The following is a 6,123-nucleotide window of genomic DNA, read 5'->3' on the forward strand; positions in this document are numbered from 1 at the left end:
TTCAACAAGTCAAAGCACTTTTCTAAAATTTTAACAAAAGATTATCTTATATAGGTAAAGAATAGTAGAACTGTAGAGGATGCCATTTTGGTCAATGGGGGAAATTTCGCTTGATGGTGCTTCCTTTCAGTAGAGATACCTCAACTCCGCCATGCTCGCCTTAATCAGACATCAGCACGCGAGATTTCTTCCGTTGGTCGAAATGACGTTTTATTGAAACCGTAGAGATGCTTCGACAAGCTCGGCATGACATTCTACTACTTCAACGCTGCTACCTACTTCCCGCCTCCCTGCAACACCACATGCTTGATGTTTTTGCGGTCGTAGGTGTAGGTGATGTGCACGCGGCCGTCGCGGGTCTGGATGATGGCGGGGTAGCTGTATTCCTCTTGCTCGCCATTTTCGAGCACGGCCACGTCGTGCCACGTCTGGCCGTCGCGCGACTGGGCCACGCGGAGCTTGCCGCGGCCGTTGAACCAGTCTTTGCCGGGCACATCGGGGTTGTAGACGATGAGCTGGGAGCCGTCGCGTAAGGTCACGGCGTCGGTACCGGAGTTGGGATTGAGCAGCGTGGTTTTCGACAGCTTACCCCAGGTAGTACCACCGTCCGTCGACCAAGCTTGTACCACGCTACCCTGTTTGCTCCGGCACAGCATCTGTAACCGACTGCCTGGATAGTGCAGAATGCTGGGCTGGATGACATCGAATGCCGAGGCCGTATCCACGGGAATTCGTTGCCACGTTTGCCCGTGATCGGTCGATTTTTCGAGGTGTACTTTCCAGCGTTCCGTGGTTTCCTCCACACTCGATGGCGACAGAATAGTGCCATTAGCGAGCTGAATTGGCTTGTTCTTGATGGGCCCCAATATGCCCGGCGGCAAGCGGCGCGCCTCAGACCATGTCCTACCCTCATCGGTGGAGGTTTTCACCATGCCCCACCATTCCCGTGGGTTGGGGCCTACCTTATAGAATAAGAATACCTTGCCGCCGCGCTCCTTGAACAGCACCGGATTCCAGGTTGGGTAGCGCAGCGTGTCGTTTACAACCCCCGTCGCCACACTTTCCGGTTTCGACACCTGACCTTGTTTGTCGATGGAAGCCAGCCAGATAGCCACGTCCTTCTGCCCCTCACCTGAGCCACCGAAGCACGCCACCAACAGGCGGCCATTCCCTACCTCTACCAACGTGGAAGCGTGGCACTGCCGAAACGGTGGATTCGGGAACAGCACCTCTTCCTTCAGCTTCACCCAATTGGATTGAGCCGAAACGGACAAGGGCAGGAAAATGGCGGCGAGTAGAAGAGGAAGTTTCATAGAGTAGAAGCAGCCATTGAACGTCATGCTGAGCGGAGTCGAAGCATGACAGTACTATCTCACATCAGCACACGAGATTCCTCGCTCCGCTCGGAATGACGTTCTACTTGCTGACGTTCAAAAAGCAACAACAAGAACCTTACTGCGCCGCCGACAGCCTAATAGGCTGCTTCACTTCAAAATCAGCCTTCAATCGGATATCCTCCGACGAAGCCCCTACCATTGCGGTGAAGGCGCCAGGCTCCACTACCCATTCCATCTTTGGGTTGAGCAGCTTCAGGTCTTCGGCAGTTAGCTCGAATGTCACTTCCCGCTGCTCCCCGGCTTTCAGGGTGATGCGTTGGAACTTCTTGAGCTGCTTGGCAGGCGTTACGGTGGAGCTTATTTTATCATTGAGGTAGAGCTGTACCACTTCGTCGCCAGGGCGGGCGCTGGTGTTTTGTACAGTGCAGCGCACTTGTACGCGCACGGCGCCGTTGCTTTCCGTGGGGCTCACCTGCAAGCCAGAATACGCAAATGTGCTGTAGCTCAGGCCGTGCCCGAAGCTGTAGAGCGGCTTTGCATCCATTTCCACGTAATCGTGCTTGTTGGGGCTTTTGAAGTTGTAGTACACTGGCAGCTGACCCACGCTTTTCGGCACCGAGATGGGTAGGCGACCGGCGGGGTTGTAGTCACCGAACAGCACGTCGGCAATGGCGTTGCCGCCTTCCTGGCCGGGGTACCACGCATCCACCATAGCCGGCACGTGTTCGGCCAACCAATTCATTTTCAATGGCCTACCCTTGATGAGCACCACCACTACCGGCGTACCGGTAGCCGCTACGGCCTGCACCAACTCCAGCTGCTTACCCAGCAAATCGAGGGTAGCGCGGTCGTAGCCCTCGCCGCTTTCCATGTCGCTGATGGGCTGGTTGCCCTTGGCCGCCGTGACGGTGGCGGCGCCGGTGCTCTGGTACTCAGTTTTGAAGTCGCGGGCGCTGGAGCCACCCAGTACCACTACTGCTACTTGCGCCTGCTTGGCCGCTGCTACCGCCGCCGCAATGTCGGCCGTGGTGGTGTCCCGGATGGCGCAGCCCTTCACGTAGGTGACCTGCGTGCCCTTGCCTACTTTGGCCTTGATGCCTTCCAGCACCGTCACAATGTTTTCGTCGGGCTGGGGCGCGGTATAGTCGCCCAGTTGGTTGTAGATGTTATCAGCATTGGGGCCGATAACGGCAATGCGCTGCAACGACTTCGACAGGGGTAGGGCGTTGTTCTCATTCTTCAGCAGTACTACCGACTCGCGGGCTACTTGCCGGGCCAGCGCCACGTGCGCCGCCGTCTTCACCTGCCGGGCCGCCTTCTTGGCATCGACGTACGGATTCTCGAACAGGCCCATGTCAAATTTGAGGCGCAACACCCGGCCCACGGCCCGGTCCAGCACCTCGGGGCTCACCAGCTTTTGGTCGATGGCCGCGCGCAGGGCCTTGTCGTAGCCGTAGCTGCTTAGGTCGCTGTCTAGGCCAGCGTTGAGGGCCAGGGCGGTGGCAGCGGCGGGCGTGGCCGCCACGTGGTGGTTGCTCATCACCCCCACCACGCTATTCAAATCCGACACCACGAAGCCTTGAAAGCCCCAGCGCTGGCGCAGCAAATCGGTCAGTAACCACTCATTGGCCGAACACGGCACGCCGTCGATGGAGTTGTAGGCCGCCATCACCGACAACGCCCCCGCCCCCACCGCCGCCCGAAACGGGGGCAGGAAACTCTGGTACAGCTCGCGCTGCCCGGTGCTGATGCTGCCGCCGTTGTGGCCGCCCTCGGGCACGCCGTAGGCTGTGAAGTGCTTGAGCGTAGACACAATGTTGGCGCCGCTTTTCAGATTATCGCCCTGAAAGCCCTGTACCATGGCCACGCCCATCTGGCCGTTGAGCACGGGGTCTTCGCCATAGGTTTCCTCCACCCGCGACCAGCGCGGCTCCCGCGCCAGGTCCAGCACCGGACCATAACCAATGTGGGCACCCTGCGCCCGCGCCTCGGTGGCAATGGCCGCCGCCATCTGCCGAATCAGGGTTGGGTCCCAGGTGCTGCTTTGCCCGATGGAGGTAGGAAACACAGTGGTACCAATGGCCATGTGGCCATGCGGGCATTCCTCAGCCAGCAGCAGCGGAATACCCAGCCGGGTGTGCTCCACGGCGTACTTTTGCAGGGCGTTGGTGGCCTCGGCGGCCAGGGCTGGGTTCAGGCCTGTTTTCAAGGTTTTCTGGGTCCAGGGGTCGGCGCGCAGAGTGGCCCACAGGGCACCAATGTGGCGCTCGTCTATGGCCTTGCGGTAGGCGGCGCTGGTGCCCACGCGCTGGCCGTTTTTCTCGTACATCTCCCAGCCCAGCAGCGTGCCCAGCTGGCCTACCTTCTCCTCCGTCGTCATGCGTCCCAGTAGGTCTTTCACCCGCGCTTCGGTGGCGGCGTTGCGGTCTTTGTAGAGCGGTTTTTGCGCAACTGCTGGGGTTATGCTGAGTAGGCTAAGGCTAAAGAGAAGAGGTTTTAGCATGTTAGGGTAGAAGTAAGAAGAAATATTCTGCCGGGTCGTTGTAGAGACGCATAGTTGCGTCTCGTCGTTGAATAATTCAGGCGGTGGACGTTCAATGACGAGACGCAACTATGCGTCTCTACAGCCCCCGAAACCTATGTCGGGCATTCGCTATGGAGTGGAAGTTTTTGCTGGTTTCGCGGACAGCAATTCGTCCAGAATCGGCTTGTCAACGGTTTTCAGGGCTTGTTGCAGCTTCTTGTTTTGCTGCTCGAACACCACTACTTCGTTCTTGCCTTTCGTCAGCCAGCAGCCGGGCACGTAGAGCGTTTGCTGGGGGCCAATTTTCCAGTAGCGGCCCAGGTTATGGCCGTTCACGAAGACAATGCCCTTGCCCCAGTCGCGCATGTCCAGAAACGTGTCGCCGGGCTGCATCACGTCGAAGCTAGCCGTGTAGAGGGCAGGGCGTCCTTCCTTGTTTTTGGAGATGTAGCGGGTCAGGTCGGGCACCTTGTCGAAGGGCATTTTGTACATCTGCCAGTCGCCAATGAGGACCGAGCCATCGAGGGTTACGGGCTCAATGATACCTTTGATGTTGTGCACGATTTCGGCCCCGTAGTTAATGCGGCCCATGTTTTCGACCAGCAACTCCAAAGTTCCGTTGGCGGGAATTTGCACGGGTAGCGTGTAGCGGTTGTCCTGGCGGTTCAGCTCCCCTACCAGCTGGCCGTTCACGTACACCGTGGCGTAATCGCGCAGGCCCGGTACCGCCAGCTGGCCCTGCGACGCCGGCCCAAACCGCCGGCTATACAGCACGTAGCCAGACCCCTGGTTCAATTCCTCAAACGACAGCGGCTGGATGCTCCTCACCGGCTGAATGTCGTTTTTCAGATCAAACACATCCACTGATTTTTCCAGAATGATGTCGGGTATCGTCACCACGGGAAGTTGAGCGGGCACGGCCGGCACGGCGTACTTCACGTATTTCTGCATCAGGGCCCGCACGGCCGTGTACTTGAGCGTGGCCCAGCCCGGCTCACTAATCAGCGCGTCGTAGTCGTAGCTGGTGATGTCGGGCTGAATGTCGTGCTCCTTGCTGTAGTTGGCGCCCGCGGTGAAGCCAAAGTTGGTGCCGCCGTGCACCATGTAGAAGTTGAAATTGATGCCGTTTTTCAGATAGGTTTCCACCTGCTGGGTCACTTGCTCGGTGGGCACGCGCACAAACGGCTCGCCCCAGTGGTCGAGCCAGCCGGGGTAGTACTCGGCCACCATATAGGGACCCTGGCCGCCGTGGTACTGGTTCACGGCCGTTTTCAGCACCTCTACGTTACCCTCGCCGTTGGCGGTGGGTAGGGCGCCCGGCGTGGCGCCACCCTCAAACAGCCCCGCCGCATCGGAGGTGAAAAACGGCCCCTCAAAGCCCGCTTCGGTAAGTTGCTGCTTGATGGCAGCGTTGTACTTGCGGTGCTCTTCCAGCGGAATATCCTTACGCTGGTCCACATAAGAGCCAAACTCATTTTCCACTTGCGTCATAATGATGGGGCCGCCCTTGCTCACTTGCAAGTCCTTCACCTGCCCGGCCAGCTTGTTGATATAGACCTTGCAGGAGTCCAGAAACGGCTGGTTGTTGGCCCGAATCACCAAATCTTTGTTTTTCTGCAACCACCACGGATAGCCCCCAAACTCCCACTCGGCGCAAGCATACGGCCCCGGCCGCAGTATCACAAACAACCCCTCTTCCTGCGCCGTTTTCACGAACTGCGCCACGTTGTGGTTGCCCGTTTTGAAGTCCCACACGCCCGGCGCGGTGTTGTGGTAATTCCAAAATACGTAGGTGGCTACCGTATTGAGGCCCAGCGCCTTCATCATCTTCAACCGGTGCCGCCAGTACGGCTGCGGCACGCGGGCGTAGTGCATCTCCCCGGAGTGAATCTGGGTAGGCTTGCCGTCGTAGAGAAACTGCCCGTCTTTGATAACAAACGTGTGTTTCTTCTGCGCCTGGGTAGGTAGGCTGGCAAGCAGCAGCAGGGCGAGCAAGGAGCGGGTGAGGATGGTCATGGCGATTGTTCTAGTGTGGGACCCCACCCCCCGGCCCCCTCCCCTCTGGGAGAGGGGGAGCCTGATGATTTAGCTGTTAGCTAGTAGCTGTTGGCTGTTAGCTTTTCCTAGAACCGAGCTATCGGCTAGTAGCCAGCTAACAGCTCCGGTAAAGGCTCCCCCTCTCCCGGAGGGGAGGGGGCCGGGGGGTGGGGTGAATCGTTGTTTACTCCGCCGCGTAAGCAAACGCCAACGCGGGGTAGGCGC

The 6,123-nt window shown here is 58.6% G+C and carries 3 protein-coding genes; all 3 read right to left on the reverse strand.

Features of this window, described 5'->3' with window-relative positions; genetic code table 11:
- Positions 1-275 precede the first annotated feature (275 nt).
- The 3 genes from KYK14_RS08580 to KYK14_RS08590 all read right to left on the reverse strand — a co-directional run bounded on the left by KYK14_RS08580 (position 276) and on the right by KYK14_RS08590 (position 5,877).
- Positions 276-1,313, reverse strand: coding sequence for a sialidase family protein (locus KYK14_RS08580; RefSeq protein ID WP_219158478.1), 1,038 nt, complete (start codon positions 1,311-1,313; stop codon positions 276-278).
- A gap of 139 nt (positions 1,314-1,452) precedes the next feature.
- Positions 1,453-3,840, reverse strand: coding sequence for a glycoside hydrolase family 3 N-terminal domain-containing protein (locus KYK14_RS08585; protein WP_219158480.1), 2,388 nt, complete (start codon positions 3,838-3,840; stop codon positions 1,453-1,455).
- Positions 3,841-3,990: 150 nt separating this feature from the next.
- Positions 3,991-5,877, reverse strand: a complete 1,887-nt coding sequence (locus tag KYK14_RS08590) for a beta-galactosidase (RefSeq protein WP_219158482.1) — start codon at positions 5,875-5,877, stop codon at positions 3,991-3,993.
- Positions 5,878-6,123 lie beyond the last annotated feature (246 nt).

Origin of the sequence: Hymenobacter profundi (genome assembly GCF_019334315.1) — a bacterium.
GTDB lineage: Bacteria > Bacteroidota > Bacteroidia > Cytophagales > Hymenobacteraceae > Hymenobacter > Hymenobacter profundi.